The sequence below is a fragment of the Bacillus sp. FSL K6-1106 genome, assembly GCF_038005245.1.
Lineage (GTDB): Bacteria > Bacillota > Bacilli > Bacillales > Bacillaceae > Bacillus > Bacillus altitudinis.
Genome location: NZ_JBBOSV010000001.1, coordinates 1,085,830 through 1,107,125, shown reverse-complemented (window position 1 = coordinate 1,107,125; position 21,296 = coordinate 1,085,830). Strand labels below are relative to the sequence as shown.

General features: G+C 39.2%; 26 protein-coding genes and 1 pseudogene. 18 read left to right on the top strand and 9 right to left on the bottom strand.

The window, feature by feature from the left end; all coding sequences use genetic code 11:
- Window positions 1-126 precede the first annotated feature (126 nt).
- Window positions 127-420 carry a CotD family spore coat protein gene (locus MHI20_RS05800; protein ID WP_008342559.1) on the top strand — a complete coding sequence of 98 codons (294 nt, stop codon included), beginning with the start codon at window positions 127-129 and terminating at the stop codon, window positions 418-420.
- A gap of 52 nt (window positions 421-472) precedes the next feature.
- Here the strand turns inward: MHI20_RS05800 and MHI20_RS05795 are convergent, their stop codons facing one another.
- The 5 genes from MHI20_RS05795 to MHI20_RS05775 all read right to left on the bottom strand — a co-directional run bounded on the left by MHI20_RS05795 (window position 473) and on the right by MHI20_RS05775 (window position 4,367).
- A complete protein-coding gene (locus MHI20_RS05795; protein WP_138278752.1) occupies window positions 473-1,141 on the bottom strand; it encodes an ABC transporter ATP-binding protein in 669 nt (222 codons plus the stop codon).
- Complete coding sequence (locus MHI20_RS05790; RefSeq protein ID WP_045034088.1) at window positions 1,134-1,679, bottom strand: hypothetical protein; 546 nt, start codon at window positions 1,677-1,679, stop codon at window positions 1,134-1,136. Before MHI20_RS05790 ends, MHI20_RS05795 begins: the two co-directional genes overlap by 8 nt.
- Before the next feature lie 21 nt (window positions 1,680-1,700).
- Window positions 1,701-2,201 carry a stage II sporulation protein M gene (locus MHI20_RS05785; RefSeq protein ID WP_039167181.1) on the bottom strand — a complete coding sequence of 167 codons (501 nt, stop codon included), beginning with the start codon at window positions 2,199-2,201 and terminating at the stop codon, window positions 1,701-1,703.
- A gap of 1 nt (window position 2,202) precedes the next feature.
- Window positions 2,203-3,741 (bottom strand): hypothetical protein, encoded by a 1,539-nt coding sequence (locus MHI20_RS05780; protein ID WP_340937130.1) that lies wholly within the window; start codon window positions 3,739-3,741, stop codon window positions 2,203-2,205.
- 299 nt (window positions 3,742-4,040) lie between these two features.
- Window positions 4,041-4,367, bottom strand: coding sequence for an uberolysin/carnocyclin family circular bacteriocin (locus MHI20_RS05775; RefSeq protein ID WP_017358050.1), 327 nt, complete (start codon window positions 4,365-4,367; stop codon window positions 4,041-4,043).
- A 287-nt stretch (window positions 4,368-4,654) separates the two neighbouring features.
- On the opposite strand from MHI20_RS05775, the gene MHI20_RS05770 reads away from it, so the two are divergent.
- The 11 genes from MHI20_RS05770 to MHI20_RS05720 all read left to right on the top strand — a co-directional run bounded on the left by MHI20_RS05770 (window position 4,655) and on the right by MHI20_RS05720 (window position 13,673).
- Window positions 4,655-5,257, top strand: a complete 603-nt coding sequence (locus MHI20_RS05770; protein WP_349773989.1) for a GNAT family N-acetyltransferase — start codon at window positions 4,655-4,657, stop codon at window positions 5,255-5,257.
- Complete coding sequence (locus MHI20_RS05765; RefSeq protein ID WP_024718788.1) at window positions 5,211-5,765, top strand: hypothetical protein; 555 nt, start codon at window positions 5,211-5,213, stop codon at window positions 5,763-5,765. The genes MHI20_RS05770 and MHI20_RS05765 overlap by 47 nt, the downstream gene beginning before the upstream one ends.
- Before the next feature lie 154 nt (window positions 5,766-5,919).
- Window positions 5,920-7,332, top strand: a complete 1,413-nt coding sequence (locus MHI20_RS05760; RefSeq protein ID WP_340937127.1) for a polysaccharide deacetylase family protein — start codon at window positions 5,920-5,922, stop codon at window positions 7,330-7,332.
- 559 nt (window positions 7,333-7,891) lie between these two features.
- On the top strand, window positions 7,892-8,320 hold the full coding sequence (locus tag MHI20_RS05755) for an NUDIX hydrolase (RefSeq protein ID WP_327871856.1): 429 nt from the start codon (window positions 7,892-7,894) through the stop codon (window positions 8,318-8,320).
- Between the two features lie 20 nt (window positions 8,321-8,340).
- The gene (locus tag MHI20_RS05750) at window positions 8,341-8,751 is read left to right on the top strand and encodes an Imm1 family immunity protein (protein ID WP_251210973.1); all 411 of its coding nucleotides are present in this window, start codon (window positions 8,341-8,343) and stop codon (window positions 8,749-8,751) included.
- A 30-nt stretch (window positions 8,752-8,781) separates the two neighbouring features.
- Window positions 8,782-9,054, top strand: a complete 273-nt coding sequence (locus MHI20_RS05745) for a DUF3986 family protein (protein ID WP_056705295.1) — start codon at window positions 8,782-8,784, stop codon at window positions 9,052-9,054.
- Between the two features lie 258 nt (window positions 9,055-9,312).
- Window positions 9,313-10,149: a transketolase gene (locus tag MHI20_RS05740; protein ID WP_327871858.1), complete on the top strand. Its 837-nt coding sequence runs from the start codon at window positions 9,313-9,315 to the stop codon at window positions 10,147-10,149.
- Window positions 10,146-11,105 (top strand): transketolase family protein, encoded by a 960-nt coding sequence (locus MHI20_RS05735; protein WP_138278747.1) that lies wholly within the window; start codon window positions 10,146-10,148, stop codon window positions 11,103-11,105. The genes MHI20_RS05740 and MHI20_RS05735 overlap by 4 nt, the downstream gene beginning before the upstream one ends.
- A 16-nt stretch (window positions 11,106-11,121) precedes the next feature.
- Entirely contained in the window at window positions 11,122-11,880 is a 759-nt protein-coding gene (locus MHI20_RS05730; RefSeq protein ID WP_340937120.1) for an SDR family NAD(P)-dependent oxidoreductase, read from the top strand.
- A gap of 177 nt (window positions 11,881-12,057) precedes the next feature.
- Window positions 12,058-13,398, top strand: a complete 1,341-nt coding sequence (locus MHI20_RS05725; protein WP_024718794.1) for an MFS transporter — start codon at window positions 12,058-12,060, stop codon at window positions 13,396-13,398.
- A 128-nt stretch (window positions 13,399-13,526) separates the two neighbouring features.
- On the top strand, window positions 13,527-13,673 hold the full coding sequence (locus tag MHI20_RS05720) for a GapA-binding peptide SR1P (RefSeq protein WP_008342524.1): 147 nt from the start codon (window positions 13,527-13,529) through the stop codon (window positions 13,671-13,673).
- Window positions 13,674-13,777: 104 nt separating this feature from the next.
- Here MHI20_RS05720 and MHI20_RS05715 read toward each other — a convergent pair whose 3' ends face one another.
- From MHI20_RS05715 to sigK, 3 genes and pseudogenes are all read right to left on the bottom strand, one after another.
- A complete protein-coding gene (locus tag MHI20_RS05715; protein WP_178930350.1) occupies window positions 13,778-14,479 on the bottom strand; it encodes a FadR/GntR family transcriptional regulator in 702 nt (233 codons plus the stop codon).
- A gap of 224 nt (window positions 14,480-14,703) precedes the next feature.
- Window positions 14,704-14,805: pseudogene (locus MHI20_RS05710) on the bottom strand (RNA polymerase subunit sigma-70); the annotation flags it as partial.
- A gap of 207 nt (window positions 14,806-15,012) precedes the next feature.
- Window positions 15,013-15,741, bottom strand: coding sequence for an RNA polymerase sporulation sigma factor SigK (sigK, locus tag MHI20_RS05705; RefSeq protein ID WP_058014952.1), 729 nt, complete (start codon window positions 15,739-15,741; stop codon window positions 15,013-15,015).
- A 229-nt stretch (window positions 15,742-15,970) separates the two neighbouring features.
- On the opposite strand from sigK, the gene MHI20_RS05700 reads away from it, so the two are divergent.
- The 4 genes from MHI20_RS05700 (at window position 15,971) to MHI20_RS05685 (ending at window position 19,028) form a co-directional block, all read left to right on the top strand.
- Entirely contained in the window at window positions 15,971-17,092 is a 1,122-nt protein-coding gene (locus MHI20_RS05700; protein WP_007501361.1) for a response regulator aspartate phosphatase, read from the top strand.
- A 166-nt stretch (window positions 17,093-17,258) separates the two neighbouring features.
- Window positions 17,259-17,999: a polysaccharide deacetylase family protein gene (locus MHI20_RS05695; protein ID WP_035390873.1), complete on the top strand. Its 741-nt coding sequence runs from the start codon at window positions 17,259-17,261 to the stop codon at window positions 17,997-17,999.
- Between the two features lie 72 nt (window positions 18,000-18,071).
- The gene (locus tag MHI20_RS05690; RefSeq protein ID WP_169476094.1) at window positions 18,072-18,800 is read left to right on the top strand and encodes an SGNH/GDSL hydrolase family protein; all 729 of its coding nucleotides are present in this window, start codon (window positions 18,072-18,074) and stop codon (window positions 18,798-18,800) included.
- A 78-nt stretch (window positions 18,801-18,878) separates the two neighbouring features.
- Window positions 18,879-19,028, top strand: a complete 150-nt coding sequence (locus tag MHI20_RS05685) for a hypothetical protein (protein ID WP_003217499.1) — start codon at window positions 18,879-18,881, stop codon at window positions 19,026-19,028.
- 136 nt (window positions 19,029-19,164) lie between these two features.
- Here MHI20_RS05685 and MHI20_RS05680 read toward each other — a convergent pair whose 3' ends face one another.
- Window positions 19,165-19,305, bottom strand: a complete 141-nt coding sequence (locus MHI20_RS05680; RefSeq protein WP_003217327.1) for a sporulation histidine kinase inhibitor Sda — start codon at window positions 19,303-19,305, stop codon at window positions 19,165-19,167.
- 362 nt (window positions 19,306-19,667) lie between these two features.
- Between MHI20_RS05680 and MHI20_RS05675 the strand changes: the two genes are divergently transcribed.
- Both MHI20_RS05675 and yqeH read left to right on the top strand, forming a co-directional pair.
- The gene (locus MHI20_RS05675) at window positions 19,668-20,189 is read left to right on the top strand and encodes a YqeG family HAD IIIA-type phosphatase (RefSeq protein WP_008356191.1); all 522 of its coding nucleotides are present in this window, start codon (window positions 19,668-19,670) and stop codon (window positions 20,187-20,189) included.
- A 2-nt stretch (window positions 20,190-20,191) separates the two neighbouring features.
- Window positions 20,192-21,292 (top strand): ribosome biogenesis GTPase YqeH, encoded by a 1,101-nt coding sequence (gene yqeH, locus MHI20_RS05670; RefSeq protein WP_041091339.1) that lies wholly within the window; start codon window positions 20,192-20,194, stop codon window positions 21,290-21,292.
- Window positions 21,293-21,296 lie beyond the last annotated feature (4 nt).

The window sequence follows — 21,296 nt, the reverse complement described above, 5'->3', positions numbered from 1 at the left end:
TTGTAAAGAAAGAGACTACCAGATCACAAGCGGATTTTTTCAAAAATAGACAAGCATCTAATCACTAATCGTGCCTCTGACATACGATAGAGTGTAAGTGAAAGACAACTTGAAGGGGTGTTGAGAATGAGCCGGAATCGATTAGACAATTTTTTCTTTGGGCCTCGCAGAGGGAATCATGGAGAAGTTGAAACGGTTGTATCCCCTACACGTCAAATTGTCAACACGACAACAAATGAACAAACGATTAGAAAAATTCATCCAACTCATATCACAAACGTCAATAAAAACATCAAAAGAATTGAAAACTACTACCCTGTGACGCAATCTACTCGAAATGAGTATATTGTGGAAGAATATGACTGTGGCAGCGATATCAAGAATCCTTGCTGCCGCCCGGTCAAACGCTGTAAATGGTAAGATAATGGTATAAAGAAGTGAGGCATCCTGTGATGGGATGCCTTTTGTATGTTTAACGCTCTATTTCATTTAATTGTCCGTGATCAAGCTCGAAAAAACGATTTCCTAATTCTGAATAAAGGTAGCGCTGATGGCTTGTAAATAAAACACATTGATCAGAGAATTCTTCTTTTAATAAAGAAATAGACTGCATTTGAGATGCCTCATCAAGAGATGTAAAAGGTTCATCAAGAATGATTAGCTCTGGTGATCTGGCCGCCATACAATTAAAGAAAAGTTTATATCTCATACCTAGTGAATATTGTTTGACAGGCATCTTGAGTGCATGAGTTAAATCAAATGCATCACAAAGCGAGAGAAAGGTCTTTTTGTATATCTCTTTTTCTGACTGATTCATTTTCCATAGCGACTGTATAAGAGTCATATGCTCGATACCAGTCAGCGCATCATAAACCAAAGGCTTATCTGGGATGTACGCGACCAATCCTTTATAAAGAGCTGACCCAGGATGATGCTGTTCATTGAGTAAAACAGTTTCGGATACTGAAGGAAGCAGACCTGCGATGATCTTTAAAAGTGTCGATTTACCGCTGCCGTTTTTTCCGATAATACAAGCACAATCACCTTCTTTCAGATGAAAGGATACTTGATCAAGGAGGGGAGAGCTTTCTTCAGTTGTTTCATAACGAAAAGATAGCTGAGACACTTGCAAACTAGCCATTGATAAATCCTCCAATAACAAAAACGGTGGTCACCAGCATATACAAGATGACGGTCGCAAGGGCGGCTTTTTTTGATCCTTTAGCATAATAAATGATCCCATCATATAGGATGCGTAAAAGGTACAAGTTGATCAAAAACGAAACCGCTTGGATGAAGATAAAATAATGATCTAAATCAAGTACCATCACACAATAGATTGCTGCGCTATTCACTAATAGAAGAAACGCATTATAAAGCAAGATGACAAAATACATTTTGCGCAAAATAAACGTTTTATGAAAAAAGTACATATAAATTGAAGTCACGACAGTACCGAGAAAATTCAATATGAAATAAAGTGGGATTGTCAGTAAAAAGATAAACACAATGCTGGCTAATTGTTTTCCCGCAGATAATGGTTCCTCTACTAACAAATCAATAATGAAAAATGTTAAAAAAACAGTTGAAACAAATAAAGATAGTAAGACTAAACCTATAACAGTTTTGGTCGATTGATGTTGGTTGAAAAATTGCTTAGGGCGTAGAAGTAGCTCCATAGAACCACATTCTCCTTTCTTCTAAGATAGATGTACATGGCTGACATATTCCTCTAAAAGAGAGGCAATCAACAAGAGCACTACAGCGGCAAAGATTAACTGAATCACAGTCCGAGTCAGCTTTCTTACATCAATGGCCTTACCTTTCATAAACCGGTAAAGATAAATAAATGGAAAAGCACTGACGATTGAAAAGAGGATCAAACCAAGAACCTCAACAAAAGCATGTGGCATGAGGCCAGTGAATAACTGCTGTACTTCATGCTGAGCTATCAAAAACTGAATGAGTTTTCCAATGATATAGCCATTATAAAAAAGAATGCCAGCAGACATAATGCCGCCAGTAAAAGCCCCGATACCTAGAATGGCAAGCCCAACCTGTAAATTGTTTGAAAAAATAGAGAGAAAAAACATGTCTTCATCCTTTTTTAAATAAGGAATCTGATCATAAGGAAGGAGACTTCCAATGAGCAAAGCTACAATAAATACACCGGCGTAAAGATAGCCGAGGCGTAGAATCAATCTATTCTCCGATAGAAAATATCTTATTTTTTTCAACATACTCAATTCCTTTATAAATGGTCTTGCGGCATAATATCCAGCAAATCACTGAAACGATCACAAAATATATAGCGAACAGCACGTTTACGAGCCCTGAGGATTGCTGCAATATAGGGAGAAAAGAGGTCAAAATCAAATAGTACATAAAAGGCAGAACAAGAAAGTTTCTTGCAAATGCCTGACCTTTATCGATGATCTCTAGTTCCTCATTTGTTGTCCCTATTTCATGCTCATGAATAAAATTGAATTTCGTTGTGAATGGAAACAAGTAAAGCTGAATCAAAGGAAAAATGAAAAAGCCAACCCCTAATACCACCAGTTGAATGAGCATCTGAACATGAAACAGTTGATACACAGTCATAATAGATAGATTAATGAATAGTAAAAAGAGCGCTGGTATGGAAAATAAACAATAAAATAACTGGATTTTTGATAAGAAAAATTGCAAAAGAGATATTTGAGAAAGCTCGTAAAGCCAAATGTTCTTTTTTTCAGCACTTAAAGCAAAAATAGAAGGTGTCAGCATTCTCATCTCATAAGATTGATTCGCTAGTATCATAATATTGAGTGTGAATAGCAGCTGAATTTGCAAGGCCTGTAGATCGATGATCGAGATCAATCCGGTAAAAACACCAATATAAAAGAAGGCTTCATATGACATGAACATATAATTAAAAAATTCTTTAGATAAGAGCCACCTTTTTTCTTTCAGCAGCTTGATGTCTTTTTGGATCAACACATTTTGTCTAAACAGCGAACCCTGAATTTTATGCAGTACTTGAAAGTACCAATAAAATAAATCCCGAAAATGCTTTGAGCTTTGGTCTTGATCTTTTTCCGTTGGAATCCATCGAACAGGACTTCTCATGACAAGCGCACTACCTAATAGCACAACAATCAATGTAATAGGTGAATGGAACAGAGCTTGAAATTGTAGAAAAATCGAGCCATCTGAAAATAAAGTATGATGCATTTGCTGAAGATCATGTTGATATAAAGAGATCAGCTTGTTTGAAAGAGTGATCCAAAACGAATCCTCTGCAAGCGATGAGATCGATTGAAATAGTTGCCGGAAGGTGTGATAAAAAGGGAAAATGATGTTTAATATGAGAACCCTTCCGAATAAGAAAAAAAGCAAAGCGATGCTTGCAAAAAAGAGGACACGAATAGCCCCGATTTTTTTCACGACGATGTTATAGATATAAGCACCGAATATCTTATTGCTGATGATAAATAGGAAGATACTTGTCAGCATCACATTGACATGTTTTAACCAGAATGCCAGATCGTGTGTTTGAACAATATCATATTGGAACAAAAAATAGATCAAATAAGTGCTCAAACTCGTAAACACAAGCCAAATCAATTCTGAAAACAGAAGCGTTTGAAAAAGTTGTCTAGAGGAAACAGGTGCTAGCTGTATCAATTCTTTAAAAGGAAGAAGATGAGTTCTTCTATAAGATTCAATTCCTTTGACGATAGAAAATAAAAATAAAAACATCACAAAAGCACTTTCCCATTCTATTTGATAGACGGGGGAGTAAAGAAATGAAGATATAACGAATACAATCATGCATCCGAATATGATATCAAGAATACAAGAAAAAAATATGTACTGTTTTGAAGAAAACGACTTGAGAAATGGAATTTTTCGTATAACGAACTGAGCGATATTAGAATACTGTTGCTCCAGTCTAATGGATAGAAGTAGTGATAATAATGGATATAACATCTTCTCACCTGCACTAAAATTTAAATAGAAGGAGAACAGAGTCTCCTTCTATTGAGTCGTTAAATAAATTACCAAGCGATAACGGCTTTACGGCCTTTTTTCTTAATTTCGTTTTTAAGGTATTGACGAATTGTCTCTTTACCAGCCGCAGCAATAAGAGAAAGACCGCCTGAACCTACAGCAGTTAAAATGGAGACAATTGTAGTGACAGCTCCACCCGCTTCAACCACATTAAGAACTACAGCGGCAACACTGCCTGGAATACCAAATTCTTTTGCTAGATCAGCAACTGGCAGTACTTGTAGCGAGAAGGAAAAAAGAGCTAGCATAAGGAATCCTACTGCTAAAGCACCAAAAAGAACATGTAGTTTGATTTCATTTCTTGTTTCTGTCATATCAAATTCCTCCCTTTTTTGTCTTTTTATTACTATTCTATCTTATGATATGTTTTTGTTCATATCAATCCTTTTTTTTCTTTTTTTTATGAATTAGTTATAGGTTAATATAAAAAAAGTGAAAAGATAAGTGAGAAAAGAATCGTTTTGGATAGGAAATATCGAGTGAACATGATCAAAATGACCTTGTTTTCACAAAAACGAAAGAGAGCCTAAAAGTCTATAAGAAATGTGCTATATGTAAATGAACCAATATTCTTTGATCAAAAGCGCCTTTCAAGATAAAATTGGAAGTATCAATTCATTCTGATGGAGGCGATTTTCTGAATATTCGATTGTTAACACCAGAAGATGCTCAAGAATATGCGAACTTGAGATTAGAAGCACTCCGATTAAATCCAGAGAGTTTTGCTATGAGTTACGAGGAAGAGAAGCTAGATACGAAGAATAAATATAAGGCTCGTTTTGCCTCTACACAATCTATGTGGACATTCGGCGCCTTTCATCAAGGTCAGCTGGTCGGCTCGGTTACACTCATACAAGAAACCTTGCAGAAATTAAAGCACCGTGCCAATGTGGCAGCGATGTATGTAAAGGCTAATGGCCGTGGAAAAGGAATTGGGAAAGCGCTCCTGACAAAAGTTCTTTCTTTTGCGCGCGAAAGAAAAGATATCGAACAACTGTATTTAACAGTGGTCACAACAAACGACTCAGCCAAACATCTTTACAAGTCTGTTGGATTTAAGTCGTATGTGGTAGAGGAAAAAGCACTAAAAATAAATGGTGCTTATGTAGATGAGGAAAAAATGGTGCTATGTTTATCATCGTTTGGAGGGGATATAAATGAGCCAGCCAGTCATGCGCATCACATTGGCAGCCGGACCAAATAGTGAGCTGGAATCCTTTGCGCTGCGTGCCGCACTTGAAAACTTTGGTGCAAAAGTCGATATGCATTGGATAGGCCGACCGAATGACCTGATTGATGTTTTATCAGGGAAAAATAGAGGCGAGACGGACTTCATTCTTTTATCCTTTCACGGGGAAGAAGGAGCGTTTCTCATACCGGAGTTAGGAGAAGATGTATACGAAGAGGGTGAGCCGAGAGGTGCTGCTTTTGGTGCGGATGACATAAAGCGGTATGCTTCGTTAAATGGAGTCCACATTATATGTACAGGCTGTACATTAGGCGAAAAAAAGGTGGCAGAAGCTTTTTTAGAAACAGGGGCGATATCCTATACAGCGCCCGATGACTACATTGATGGAAATGCGTCATTTATTTTTGTTCTCACCATGCTGTATGAGCTGGTGAACAACTCAAAGACAGTCAGAGCAGCTTTTGACCAGGCACGCTCTATTGATGAAGAAACAAAGTTATTCCAACTGTATATGCAAAAATAAGGGCTGAGTGATCAAGCCCTTTTTATATGTCTCTCGTAAAATATGTCGAAAATGTGACAAATGTGTTTTTTGCAAACTAAAAAGGGGCTGCGAAAAGTCTATCCTACAAACACACGTCATCCAGACAGGACGGCATCACGAGAGGAGAATCATTGTGTCAACGAAAGGGAAGATCAGTCTCGTCCTATGTGTACTTACGATCGTCATCGGTATCGCTGCGTTTTATCATAACCAGCAGGCAAGCGGGACAGAGAGAAAAAAAGTAGAACAAGATGCGAGCTACAAACAAGTTGAAATTGTCACACTTGTGAATGACGGGAAATTCATGAGATATGCTGTCAACTATCCGCTGTTTCATCAAGAAAAACTAGATCAGGAGATCAAAAGATTTGCAGAGACCGCGTTAGAAAGGTTTAAAACATCATTTAGTCAAGCGAGTGATGTCAATGAAGAAAAACGATACGAATTAAACATCGATTATGAGATCATTCATTATGCCAAGCAAACAGTCGCAATCAAATTCAATACATATGAAGTGAAGGGCGGAAAGCAAGGCGTCAATCAAACGAAGGTGATGAACTTTGATTTCAAGAAACAGACATTTTTATCAATCAACGATATTTTTCTATCAAAGAAGGACAATCTTCAAAAATTATCTCATATGACTTTTGAGGAATTAAAAAAAGATCGAACGCTAGCTGAAAATCAGCCGCTGCTCAAACAGGGAACGTCTCCTGTGGCGAAGAACTATCAGTATTTTGCCATCAAAGATTGCTATATCGAATTCTACTTTCCAAGAGGACAAATCGCTCCAAATCATCAAGGCTCTCAAGTGTTAGCGATTAAGAAAACACTGCTGAAAGGAATATTAAAACCTGAATATATGAAGAAAGAAATGAACAAAAACGAGAAAAAAGAACCGATTCCAACAAGAAAGATTGTGAAACTGCCGAAAACATCCACATTTCATCCGAATCAAAAAGCCATTGCACTCACATTTGATGATGGGCCCAATCCATCAACGACCTCAAAAATTTTAACAGCATTAAAAGAGAACAAAGGACATGCCACATTTTTTGTATTAGGCAACAGGGTTCAGTATTATCCCGATATGTTAAGTGAAATCAGAAAGGGTGGAAATGAAATTGGAAACCATTCCTATAACCACCCTTTGCTCACAAGACTTCCTTTAAAACAAGCGGTCAAACAAGTAGAAGACACGCAGCAAATCATTGAAAAAGCGAGCGGGTTCACACCGACTCATTTTAGACCGCCATATGGCGGGACAAACGGGCAAATCAACGAAGCTCTTCACATGAAAGTGACCCTTTGGGATGTGGATCCTGAAGACTGGAAATATCGAAACAGCCAATACGTCGCGAACTACATTCTAACTCATGCATCTAGCGGTGAAACGATCTTAATGCACGACATCTATGACACCTCAGCCAACGCAGCCGTCACGATTATCAAAGAACTCACCAAACAAGGATATCAATTATTGACGGTATCTGAGCTTGAGCAGTGGAAGGAAGCGCGTGAGAAGAGAAGTGAGTCGAATAAGTAATACCCCTTTTGGTGTGAATCTTAGCGGATTCGCATCTTTTTTTAGGCAGGTCATGAAAAAAAAAGGGAAAATCTGTTATGGTGAATATGAAGGGGGACTTCAAGTGGTATTGATAAGATTTATAAGTCTCGTTATGCTGACAGTGGTTGGTTTGGCTTTTGTCATAAACAATGTACCTCGTTTGATGCTGCCCATCTATATACTTTCAATGATCGGGCTTATGTTCTGTCTCGTTCACATTGCGCTCCATTATCTACAGCGGATCAGATATTTGTTATACGATGAGAAACAATTGAAAGAGAATCAAATAAACAAACCTCCTGCTAAATGAAGGAGGTTTTTTACTTGTCTGTTTTTCAATGATTTTCTCGTTTGACTCCTTGAATTGTCTCAAAAGAGAGACGATGTTCCTCGTAAATCTGATTTGGACAATCAATAAGAGCATAATGATCCACGAGCTAAGCCCTCCAATCTTTCGTAACAAGGATACAGTATAATGAGAAAAGATTGATATGAACAGCTCGTTTTATATTTTCGACAATGGGTGAGGAGGATTCAGTTGAAGAGAGTAGACGTGGTGTCAGCTTTGATTTATGACATGGATGAACATATTCTCATGGTGAAAAATGTGAAAGGTTATTGGGAGTTTCCCGGTGGTGCAGTGGAAAAAGGAGAACATCTGCAGCAAGCTGTGATCCGTGAGGTGAGAGAAGAAACAGGATATGTGATCAAAGTAAATGAACTTCATTCTGTTAGAGAAATACTTTTTCAAGATAACATGCATCATGCACTTATTTTTACGTTTTTTGCGGAAATCATCGGGGGAGACATGAATATTTTAGATCCTGATCATGATATTGAAGAAGTAAAATGGGTAAGCATCCAGGATGCTGAAAAATTAAATCCACAGTTATTCAGCATGCTAAAATTAAATAAACAGACGTGTGGATTTTACACATTTGAAGGAAAGAGAACAAGGGATCAATAAATGAATAAGGAGAGAATGGAATGTTTTTGTATTATGGACCAACCGGTGCTCCAGTGGAAAATCCAGGAGAAGAATGGATGAAAGAAATCTTCTTCCATAAGGGTGAAGACTATTGGAAACAAGGGAATGGAGAATCTTCTATTGAAGTGGATGAAGATTGGGAAACGGAAAGTCTTGTTTTCTTTTATCATGAACCTTATGGCTTTTTTCTCATGAGATATCCAGATTTTTTGGTTCCTTTTAAAAAAGTAGAGAAGATAGAAACGATCAAGCATGTCGTTGCAGGCGCACCATTGTATGTACCTTCATGCAGCTACGTCGATCGACATCAAGCTTATGAAATCGTTCAACATTTTCTAAAAACAAAATCGATACCTGATAGTGTTGAATGGGTGGAGTTGAGGACGATTGAATTTCAGCAAGATCTATAAATTCTTACGGGGAACGAGAAGGAGAATAAAATGTGTCGTTTAGATGATACCATGCATGTACATGTTGGCTATTACGAACAGGGTCTTGATGTTGAAGGAGTGTTTTTTAAGAGTTTAGAAACAGGAAAGTGGCAATTATTCTTTGATCATACATGGTATGGGATAACGCTTTTAAAGCATTATGAAAAATATGAAGATTTAGGGCTGTTGATTGGCGAGTATTCTATTGAAGATGACAAAATTGAAGAGGAAGGAAATCAGCTGTTTGAGCGTTTTTTAAAAGAAAACGGGGTAGTGAGATAAATACAGAATGTGAAACATCACTCAATGAAAATGACGAGTGATGTTTTTTTATGTTGGATACTGTTTTTCTAAAATTTTGCTCTATGTAATCTAAAGAGCATCTTATACAAATCTGCATTGATTGTTTAAAAATTCAAAAAATAGATAGACAAATGCTTGCAAGAATTGTATAGTGTTCTCATAAATTACTTGTCATACAAGTGAACAAGTAACTAAGAATATAAGATTGGATTTTAAATAATAAAATGAGGTGATCCAGTGAAAGATGTAAGTTTGGCGAATTTAAAAGCAAAAGCGATTGAACTTAGACAAACGGCGATTACGATGATTTATGAAGCGCAATCGGGGCATCCTGGCGGCTCTTTATCAGCTGCTGATATCATCACGGCCCTTTATTTCAAAGAGATGAATATCGATCCTCAAAATCCTAACTGGGAAGATCGAGATCGTTTTGTTTTATCGAAAGGCCATGTTGCACCTATTCAATATGCTGCCTTAGCGCTAAAAGGTTATGTCCCTTTTGAAAACGTATACAAATTGAGACAGTACGGTTCACCGTTCCAAGGTCATCCTGATATGAAGAAATGCCCTGGAATTGATATTTCAACAGGTTCATTAGGCCAAGGACTTTCTTGTGGGGTTGGTATGGCGCTTGCGGGTAAACGGGATGAAAAAGATTATCGGGTATTTGTGATGGTAGGCGATGGCGAATGTCAAGAAGGACAAATTTGGGAAGCGGTTCAAACCGCAGTCAAATATCGTCTTGATAATTTAATTGTTTTTGTTGACAATAACCGTCTGCAAATTGATGGTTTCTGCGAGGAAATCATGCCGCTGCAAGACATAGAAATGAAGTTTGAAGTATTCGGGTTTGAAACAAAGCGAATTGACGGACATTCGATGGAAGAGATAGTCGAAACATTGAATCAAGTGAAAAACATGAAAAATGGAAAGCCGAAATGTATTGTAGCAGACACGATTAAAGGCAAAGGCGTTTCCTACATGGAAAATATCTGCTCATGGCACGGTGTTGCGCCAAATGAGAAAGAGTATGAACAGGCATTAGAAGAATTAGCAGGAGGTTTGAGATCATGAGCCAAACTGAAAAAGCGGTCATTAAGAAAAAAGCGACACGTGAAGCCTTCGGTGATGAAATTGTTAAGTTAGGAAAAGAGAATCAACATATTTACGTGATTGATATTGATATCGGCAAATCATGCAAAACAGGAGAATTCATTAAGCAGCTTCCCAATCAGCATGTGAACGTTGGAATTGCCGAACAAAATGGTGCCGGGCTGGCAGCTGGTCTTGCGACAACTGGAAAAATTCCATTTGTAAGCACTTACGCAGTTTTTGGCTCGCTGCGCATGGCAGAGCAAATCCGTCAAGAAATATGCTATCCGAATTTGAATGTAAAGATTGCCTGCTCGCACGGAGGATTGACACCGGGAAGTGACGGTGGAAGTCATCAAGCGATAGAAGATATGGGCGTTTTAAGAACATTTCCCAATATGACGGTCATCATGGGCTCTGATTACTATTCGACGAGAAAATTGATCAAAGAGGCAGCGAATACGTATGGCCCCATGTATTTGCGCTTTACCCGAGATGCTGTGCCGATGATTTATGATGAACATGAGGAGTTTGTGATTGGAAAAGCCAAAAAATTAAGGTCTGGCAAAGATATTGCGATCATTGCAAATGGTGATACAGTATACCTTGCTTTGGAAGCGGTTAAAAAACTAGAAGAACAAGGGATTGAAGCATCACTTTTAGATATGCATACGATCAAACCTCTAGATCGAGAGGCGGTTGTGGAGTGTCTCGATATTGGACGTATGATCACTGTAGAGGATCATAACATTTTGAACGGATTAGGCAGTGCTGTATGTGAAGTAGCAGCAGAAGAAGGTCGAGGAAAAGTCAAACGGATCGGAGTGCAAGACCGTTTTGGAGAATCTGCACCTTACGAAAAACTTTTAGAAATAAATGGAATAACAATCGAAAACATCATAAATACAGCAAAAGACATGCTGAACAATCACATTTGAAAGTAGGTTATTTACAATGTTTACATTAAACAATCAAGTAGCTATTGTAACAGGGAGCGGTTCTGAAAAAGGAATTGGCCGAACAATCGCTCTAACACTTGCTAAACAGGGTGCTGCTGTCGTGGTAGCAGATATCAATGAAGAAGGGATTCGCTTCACAGTAGAAGCCATTCAAAAAGCCGGAGGAAAAGCGTTAGGCGTAGTAGTAAATGTAACAAATAAGGAATCAATTGATCAAATGGTGGCTGTAACGCTTGAGGCGTTTGGCCGCATTGACATATTGGTGAATAATGCAGGTGTTTCTCAAAAAGTAACCGTTCAGAACATGACACTTGAAGATATGACAAGAGTATTTAATGTAAATATGTTTGGTTTGTTCTTGTGTACACAAGCCGTGCTAGAACCAATGATCAAGCAGCAATATGGGCGTATTATCAACCTGTCTTCTGTATCGGCTAAAAGGGGAGGAGGCGTATTTGGAGGAGCACATTACTCAGCTTCCAAAGCAGCAGTATTAGGTTTTTCTAAAAACCTTGCCCGTGAAGTAGGGAAAGATAGTATCACAGTGAATTGTGTGGCACCAGGCCTTGTGAATACGGATATTTGGAAGTCACTTCCTATCGATGAAGCCGAAAAAGTAATTGATAATATACCACTTGGCCGACCAGGTGAAACGAAAGAAATCGCAGCCGCCATTACATTTTTGGCTACTAAAGAAGCATCCTACATTACAGGAGAAGAAATCGATATCAATGGTGGTTCACATATGGACTAGTAGAAAGAAATGGAGCAGGCACATGAACATGCCTGACTCTATTTTAAATAAAAAGGATGTAGAGTCACAGTCAAAATGATTGATGAAATGATATTTTGTAAGCGCTTAATAAAAATGTGTCATGCCATTTAGACATCTTCACGCAGTTGGTCAAAGCAACTTGAAGGGGGAATCATGTTGAATCAACAAGCATTAGAAAAGTCGACGACTCGTAAAGTTACACTTCGCCTTATCCCATTTTTATCCTTATGTTTTGTTATCGCTATTTTAGATCGTGTGAATATTGGATTTGCTGCTCTTCAAATGAATGAAGATTTGGGATTCTCAAATGCTGTATTTGGACTTGGGGCTGGAATATTCTTTTTAGGGTATTTTTTATTAGAAGTTCCGGGAAGTGCCATTATGGCAAAGATCGGTGCGAGTAAATGGATCAGCCGAATTATGGTGACATGGGCAATTATTGCGATTTTAATGGCTTTTGTCCAAGAACCATGGCAGTTTTATACAGCACGTTTCTTATTGGGTGCGGCAGAAGCTAGTTTTTATCCATGTATGGTGTTTTATTTGAGCGGTTTTTATCAAACCAAACATCATGCCAAAGCCATTGCTGGATTTATGCTGGCGATTCCGGGAGCGAATGCCCTAGGTGCACCACTTTCTACATTTCTATTAGGTGTTGATTGGCTGGATATGTCTGGATGGCAGTGGCTGTTTATTTTAGAAGCCATTCCAGCACTCATTCTTGGAGTAATTGCATTCTTTTATTTGGATGACAAACTTGAAGATGTAAAATGGCTGAATCAAGATGAAAAAGAGTGGCTGATTCATGTCACAACAAAAGAAAAGCTTGAAAAAGAACAGGTCAAGCGATATACATTCACTCAAGCTTTAAAAGATCGAGATGTACTCATTTTATCGGCAGGCTATTTCTGCTGGATGGTTGGATTTTACGGCATCAATATGTTTTTGCCGACAATCTCTAAAGGATTATCTGACACCATTTCCTTAAGTACGCAGGGAATGGGCTGGCTGTTAGGTTTCATGTATACCGTCGCTATCATTGTAATGGTGCTGGTCGGGAATCATTCTGACAAGAAAAACGAGAGGCGATGGCATGTATCTGCCTGCTTAACTGTCAGTGCGATGGCCATGATCATTAGCAGTTATATAGCAAATTCCAGTGTGATCTTATCCTTTGTGTTTTTAACCATTGCCTTGTGCGGAGCCTTTGGTGCTTATTCTCCATTTTGGGCCATTCCCCCTTCTTTTCTAACAGGAGCAGCCGCCGGTGGAGCGATCGCACTAATCAACAGTATTGGCAATCTTGGCGGTTTCTTTGGGCCATATATTGTCGGGTACATTAAGGATGTCACAGGTTCTTTTCACATCAGTATGATTTTTTTAGGTATTAGTATGATACTGGCTTCTTTTATTATTGTGTTTTTAGTTAAACAGTCAGGAAAAGCACTAGTTGTAAAAGCAAGTACAGAAAAATCCAGTATAGAAAAGTCTATTTAAACGAGGGTCATAAAAAAACTATGATGGAAGTAGTAAGGGGAAATATTGTGGTGATTTAGCTGTCAGGAGAAGTTCTGAAAGAAAACGAGACAATACATGAGGATAAAACGATTGGAGCTGAAATTTTCATGGAAAAAGAGACAAATGTACCACAAAATACGATCGTTTGCCGGGAGTGTGGAGAAATCATTGACATCGCTTATGGCTCTGAAGGGGTTAAAGTCTTATACGGAATATGCGAAGGGTGCCGAGCATCGGAAAATAAACGAACTTAAAAAGACAAAGACGCATAACAGCAAGGCTTCTACTTGTTGTATGCGTCTTATTTTTCGATTAAATAAAAAGAAGCTTCTCATATCGTATTTGGAAGTGGAAGATCCTAGCTTTTCCAATATCGATCATATAGGTTTTGCATGTGGGCAGTCATACGTTTCACAGCTTCTGCTGCGTTCCGTTCTTCGAGTGCTTCTATAATCAGTTTATGCTCCTGAAAGTTGACCTCACGATAGTCAGAACGGGTAACGGTTCGATCACGTATAAACCTCCACATTTCCTGCTGCTTCATAGCATTCGTAATGGAAGACATAAAGGTAATGAATAAATCATTATGTGACGCTTTTGCAATTCCCATATGTAGCTGCTCGTCAGTTGCCGGGACGTATACACCTGAATGTGTTTCTTCTTCCATTTTTTTGATGGTTTGTTTCAGTTCTAAAATATCTTCGTCAGTCGCTCTCAAAGCAGCAAAATGAATAATTAAAGGCTCGATATGCATTCTAGCTTCCACGATATCCTCAGGTGATGCCGATGTCATAGAGATGGACCCTTCATTGTGTATGGTCGTACTCTTAACGAAAACACCTTCTCCTTGACGTGAATAAATAATACCATTCATTTCCAGTGCGCTGAGGGCTTGTCTAACAGGTGCGCGGCTGACACCAAATTGTTCGCATAATTCCCTTTCTGAAGGAAGTTTATCTCCTATTTGAAAAGAGCCTAACTGTATTTCAGAAAGGATCTGATTATAAATTTGTATGTATAATTTTTTATTGGAAACTGGATTGAATGTAATAGAAATCACCCCTCTTTATTTGTCATACAAGTATATTAATTATATACTTTTCAGATTTGAAGGGCAAAAAAATATACCGAAACCATATTTAAAATTAAAAGATAATCCATAAATGGTAAGAGCCTAAACAAATAAAAACAGACCTTATAAGGCCTGTTCTGTTGCAAAATGTTTTCTATTAAAATTCCCTGCTCATTTCGCCTTCTCTTTCTTTAACTTCAAACCGGACCGGTCATGTAGAGCTGAATGGTATCAGTCACATCTTCATTTTCAGATGTTAAGAAGGCAATTAATGAAATTTCGTTGCCTTCTTTAGCCTGACTGATGTCATGCAATGGAGATTGTCATAAATGTACAACACAAATATGGCTGATAGTCAGTTCTAGATGCAGTTTCTTATACAGCGTATCAACGAGAAGCTTGAATAGAGGCATAAAAAGCAATGCAGAGAGACAGTAGTATAGAGCTAAAATAAAAAAACAGACCTAATGCGGTCTGTTTTTTATCACACAAAATGAAGTGGTTCTTTTACATCTTTCAAATCACTTCCCCTTCTCCCGCTTCCGTTTCTCCTTCTCCGCTCGGTAAAACTCATGAAACATCTTCATCAGCGCTCGCTTCTCAATCCGGGACACATAGCTCCGCGATATTCCGAGCTCCTTGGCTATTTCCCGCTGCGTTTTTTCTTTCTTTAAATCAAGGCCGAACCGGCCGACGATGACTTCTTTTTCCCGGCCGTCGAGAATGTCGATATATTCTTTTACTTTTTCAAGCTCCATGTTGAGCTGAATGGTATCAATCACGTCTTCATTTTCTGATTTTAAGACGTCAATTAATGAAATTTCGTTGCCTTCTTTATCCTGACCGATGGGGTCATGCAGAGAGACGTCCTTTTTTGTTTTTTTGAGTGCGCGTAAATGCATCAGGATTTCGTTCTCGATACACCGCGCCGCATATGTTGCCAGCTTTGTTCCTTTTCCAGAGGAATAGCTTTCGATGGCTTTAATGAGTCCGATCGTCCCGATGGAGATGAGGTCTTCAGCGTCTTCCCCGGTATTTTCAAATTTCTTGACAATATGGGCGACGAGCCGAAGGTTATGTTCAATCAGCATGTTTCTTGCGTGTTCATCGCCCTCTGCCATAAGGGCTAAGTATTTTTTTTCATCATCTCCCGAAAGGGGTTGTGGAAAGGCATTGTTTTTGACATAGGACACTAAAAACACCAATTCTTTGACCATCAATCCCATCGCTGTAAATACTCCTGCCACGATTTTCACCTCCACCATGTTTAGGCCGTTGCCTATATCCTCAAATGTATGTGAAGGAAGGATTGTCTGTGTCTGTACGATGAAAAAATCATCTTTTTCGAAAGAAACGTGCTTATGCGTATGTTTTTGCTGCACCTCTCATATGTTTGCGGTTTCTTTGCGGTGCTTGGCGGTCTAGAAGCGTGCTAAAATATGTAATATTAGACCGAAAAGGAAGGGGTTTTTTCGGAACATGGGGAAGGTTCTTTCTTCACATGTCGGTATGAAAATTAATGAATGGTATCGAATGATACGGCAGTTCAGTGTTCCAGATGCGGAAATCTTGAAAGCGGAAGTAGAAGCGGAAATTGAACGTATGGAAGAGGACCAGCATTTACTGATTTATTATCAGCTCATGTGTTTTCGGCACCAAATTATGCTCGACTATATACACCCTTCAAAATATCAACCTTTCTCAGTATCTAACCTTGTCGATAAAATCGAAAATTCCAATCATGAGTTATCTGATATGCTGCATTATTACCATGCATTTTTTCGTGGCATGCATGAGTTTAGTCAAAAAGAATATTTGGAGGCCGTCAAATATTATCGCATGGCAGAAAAACAGCTGTCTATGGTATTTGATGATATTGAGCAGGCCGAGTTTCATTTTAAGGTAGCAGAAGCCTACTATATAATGAAACAAACGCATGTCTCCATGCACCATATTTTAAAAGCGCTTGAAATATACGATCAGCATGATGCATATTCCATTCGCATTATTCAGTGCCTCTTTGTCATCTCGGGAAATTATCAAGATTTAAAACGTAAAGATCGAGCACTGCCTCACTTGAAAAAGGCGAAACAACTCGCATCCGAAATTGACCACCCGCGCATCTATAGCTCAGCACTCTATAATTTAGGGAAATGTTACGGGGAGTTAGGATATCGAGAAGAAGCAGAACGATATTTAACCGAATCGGCTGACCTCGCCAAAAAAGAGCTGCTTCCCACGCTGCCTCATACACTTTATACACTGGCCAAGCTACTTTTTAGACAAAATGAGCAGACTGAAGCAAGGCGCATATTAGAGGATGGGAAATTGGCCGCAAAGAAGCATGAAGACCAGCTGTTCTGTCATATGTTTGAGTATCTGGATGCTTTATATGTTCAGGAAATCAATGAAGAACAACTGCAAAAAACCATTGATTATTTGGAAAAACTTAGCCTATACTCTTATATAGAGGATATCTCACTAGAAATTGCGACAGCCTTAGAAACCTCTCAACAATACCAGAAGTCCAACCAGTATTATCAAAAATTGTTATGGGCTCAAAATCAAATCCAAGAAGGAGAGTGTCTGTATGAATTCTAAGCAACGTTCGACAGTTGAAGAGAGAAACCAAACGTGAGACAAAAAGCGGGCCTGATGGGCCGGCTTTTTTTATGTGAAAAAGAAGCGTAGACGTTCACGAAACTTGAATGAATTCGTCAGAAAGCGGGCAATTTAATGTGTAATGATGTTCTGTGGAGGCGGTCTGATGAAAGGGTTGCATATCTTGTTATGTATATTGGTAATATGCGCTTTTGTTCCTGGTAACATAGAGGCGCGTACATTAAAAAGAATCGACCTAGAAAAAACGGGACGAGCCTTTTGGGACATGAGAGAGGAACGGAAAAAGATTGCGTTAACCTTTGATGATGGGCCTCATCCGGTATACACAAATCAAATACTAGATGTACTGAGAGAGCATGAAGTGAATGCCAGCTTTTTTGTCATCGGAAGCCGTATTCATGCATATCCCCTGCTCGCAGAGCGGATTGTGAGCGAAGGAAATGAGCTTGGCAATCACACGATGAACCATACGTATTTTGACCTTTTGTCATCGAAAGAAATCAAGCAAGAATTAAAAGAATCAGCGGCTCATATCGCTTCTCTCCAGCCTGGTGGACCCTTATTATTTCGTCCTCCTGGCGGGCGCTTGACGATGAAGTCATTCCGCATTCTTTCTAAGCAAGGATACGATGTCGTGATGTGGTCCTTTACGCAAGATCCGAAGGACTGGTCTAGGCCAGGTACACACAAAATTGCCAGCCGTATTATTGAGAATATTCAGGGCGGTGATATCATCCTTTTACATGATGGCGGAGGAAATCGTAAGCAGACAGTAGAAGCGCTGAAACAAGTCGTACCTGAACTAAAGAAAAGGGGCTATGAGTTTGTGAAAGTAAGCGAACTGGTGCACCATAACAGAGATTATCTGCCGGTTCAATTACAATAAGAAAACAGTCATTCATTGAAACCAAAAGTCTTGTCGTTTACTATATGAAGAGGGCTTTTGGAGGTGAATGTTGTGAAGAAATTTGTTTTCCTTTTCATCCTGTTATGTGTTGCTGCTGGGTGCTCAAAACCAGTGCAGGAAAGCGTGATTGCATTTGGTGACAGTAACACAAGAGGATCGAACTGGGATTTTCGAGATTATCCCACATCTGAAAAATGGGTGAATCTCATGAAAAACGTCGAGCGTGGCCAAATCAAGGTACAGAATGCCGGGATTGGCGGGCAGACAACAGAAGATGCGAAGCTTCGCTTTGAGCAGGATATTTTAAAACAAAAACCAACTTACGTCCTCATCATGTTCGGTACAAATGATGCGGCGATTCTAGACGGGAAACATCCCCGTGTGACCAAAAAACGATTTAAAGAAAACTTATCCTACTTCATTTCTGAAAGTAGGAAAGAGGGAATTACCCCGATCCTCATGACGTGCGTGCCTGTGGTGGAAGGAGGCAAAAAGGGCTTGTATTATTATTCTAGATATAAGTCATCTTATTTTGCTGAGAGAGGCGGGGCGAGAGCTTGGCAAAACTCATACAATGACATCACAAGACAAGTAGCTGAAAAACAGCAAGTGCCGCTTGTCGACAATTGGAAAGCGTTCATCCGAGAAGCGGGTGAAGATAGTGACAACGCCTTGATTCAGTCTGGCCTCATTGACCCTTCTGGCAATCATATGACACCAAAAGGGGCAAGAATCATTTATAACGAAATCAAAGAGCGTGATGTCATTAAACATTTTTAAATGCAGGCCATCTGCCTAAACAAGACGATCCATCCAGCATAGTCTAACAGTATATCTTCTTAGAAGGAGGTAACTGATATGTGGGGATGTCCTTATCCTTACCCTGCGTGTTCGCCTTATCCAGCTCAAGGAGCAGGAATCGGTTACGCTTTTCTTGTTGTGTTCCTTGTCGTCATTTTGGTCGTAGGTGGAGGGTTATGGTTTTGGAATGAACAGCCTTGCAAATAAGACACCTCTTCTTTGATCAGAAGGGGTGTTTTTTACGGAAAATAGTAGTAAGCCTATAGCGCAAGTGATATAATATCAGTCACCTGAGTTTAAAAAAGGAGAGTGCTCGGGAGGCATGGTTCCTGGATATATGGAATTAAGAGGAAACAGAGAGCATATGCCCGAGCGAACGTCTTTTCATTTCTGTCTCAATTAATTCAATGAAGTCGCGATTTAAGTTCATTTCATTTGCTTTATAATACGATTCTATAAGTAAATCATCTGACAGCTTTTTCATACTAGAAACCCATATGATGGGAAAAACACCTCCCCTGAAAAAGTTGGCATAAAACTTGAGGAAAAGACATATCATCATAGGTTGATCGAATGTCTTTGAAGTACCTTTAATCTACCATGAATGGGAAACAAGAACAATCGTTCTGTTATCCACATGGTTAAGTGGATAACTTGTGGGTAGAGTGTTTATAATTGAATGAAAGCATGATGAAATATAGGTGGATAATGTGTGTAAAATTATCCACACCTGTTGAAGGTCCTCATCATATGTCGAAAACTTTTTCATTGTATTCGATAGACAGACAAATTGTGATTTGATTCGACACAATCGCTGAAAAACCAATGGAAGAAAGGGTGCAAATTGTGCTAAAGAAGTATTTCTTACCGGATGAATTTGTGAAAAGTATTTTCCACATTTCGCCGCAAAAACTAAAAGAACGAAATGTAAAAGGAATTATTACGGATTTAGATAACACACTAGTAGAATGGGATCGTCCTAGTGCGACCCCGCGTTTAATTGAATGGTTTCAAGAGATGAAAGATCACGGGATACAGGTGACGATTGTATCGAACAATAATGAAAAAAGGGTCAAGCTTTTTTCTGAGCCTGTTCATATCCCGTTTATTTATAAAGCGAGAAAACCGATGGGAAGAGCCTTTAATAAGGCCGTCGCTGATATGCAATTGAAGAAAGAAGATGTGGTTGTCATTGGCGATCAGCTTATGACAGATGTGCTTGGCGGAAACAGGCATGGCTTCCATACCATTTTGGTTGTACCTGTTGCGGCATCGGACGGATTTTTCACGAAGTTTAACAGGCAGATTGAACGTAGAATTTTAGGAGCCTTAAAGCGTAAGGGCCACATTCAGTGGGAGGAAGAGTAATAATGGAAAAGGTTGTTTGTATTGGCTGCGGTGTAGCCATTCAGACGGAAGATAAAGATCAATTAGGATATGCGCCGGCAGCATCTCTATTGAAAGAAGATGTGATCTGTCAGCGCTGTTTTAGGTTAAAGAACTACAATGAAATTCAGGATGTATCTTTAACAGAAGACGACTTTTTAAATATTTTACACAGCATTGGCGAGACTGATTCTCTGATCGTCAAGGTCGTTGATATTTTTGACTTTAACGGAAGCTGGATTAATGGACTGAGCCGTATTGTTGGGGGTAATCCCATTTTACTTGTCGGCAACAAGGTAGATATTTTACCGAAATCCGTGAAAAAAGACCGTCTTGTTCAATGGATGAAGCGGGAAGCAAAAGAAAATGGGCTCAATCCGATCGATGTGTTTTTAATCAGTGCGAGCAGAGGACAAGGTGTGCCTGAGGTCATGGAGGCCATTGATCATTACCGTGAGGGCAGAAATGTCTATGTTGTCGGCTGTACAAATGTTGGGAAATCAACATTTATTAACCGCATTATCAAAGAGGTGTCTGGAGAAGAGAATGTGATCACCACATCCCAATACCCAGGGACAACACTTGATGCGATTGAAATCCCGCTTGATGACGGGTCTGCTTTATTCGATACACCGGGGATCATCAACCGCCATCAAATGGCGCACTATGTCGGCAAAAATGACTTAAAGATTTTAACGCCGAAAAAAGAATTGAAACCGAGAACGTTCCAGTTAAATGAAGCTCAAACGCTTTACTTTGGCGGACTGGCTCGATTTGATTATGTAAAAGGCGGCAGAACATCCTTTGTTTGCTACATGCCTAATGAACTCAACATTCACAGGACAAAGATGGAGAATGCAGATGAGTTATATGAAAAGCATGCAGGTGAGCTGCTTTCACCGCCATCAAAAGAGGGAATGGAAGATTTCCCGCCGCTCGTTCCGCACACTTTCACCATCGATCAGCCAAAAATGGACATTGTCTTTTCAGGATTAGGCTGGGTGACGGCGAATGATGCTGGGAAACAAATCAAAGTGTATGCGCCAAAAGGCGTGCACGTGTTTATGAGACGTTCGTTAATTTAAATGT